1 pseudogene is annotated in these 636 nt (G+C 71.5%); it reads right to left on the reverse strand.

What is annotated here, in order from left to right:
- A pseudogene (locus KUM32_RS42390) lies at nucleotides 1–319 on the reverse strand (hypothetical protein); the annotation flags it as partial.
- Nucleotides 320–636 lie beyond the last annotated feature (317 nt).

The following is a 636-nucleotide window of genomic DNA, read 5'->3' on the forward strand; positions in this document are numbered from 1 at the left end:
CGATGAACAGGTGCAGCGTGCGCCCCCTGTCGGCGTGGCCGAGGATCGCCGAGTTGCCCTTGCCGTACCGGCCGCCGAAAACCTGGTCGCCGCTGCCCGCGCCGGTGTACTCGAAGACCGGCCCGAGTTCGTCCTCCTCCCGCAGCCAGCCGTCGTGGTAGCCGAACCTGGCCCCGCCCCGCGCGTACGAGAACAGCAGCACGTTGGCCTTCTCGTCTGACGGGACGATGCCGCCGTACAGGCTGCCGCCCAGCACGGGCTGGATCTCCTCGCGCGTGTGGACGTCACCCGGCCTGATGGGAAGCGCGTCGGTGGCCATGCGTTGGACGGTAGACCATGCCACTGACACTCTGTCGGGGCGACGGCTGTCGTCGCTGCCGCTCCGCCATAGTTGAGGCCAGCGTCGATGCAACCATCCCCGCACGCGCGGGGACCAGGACATGGCGTCGGCCGAAGAGCGCGCGGCGATGGGACCATCCCCGCACGCGCGGGGACCAGGTGCCGGAGCCGTGACCGTCCGTACGACTTCCGGGACCACCCCCGCACGCGCGGGGACCAGTCCGGCGCGGACACGGCGGCCCGCGACATGCAGGGACCACCCCCGCACGCGCGGGGACCAGAGCAATTGACCTGCGG

It is taken from the genome of Streptomyces sp. AC627_RSS907 (assembly GCF_019049165.1).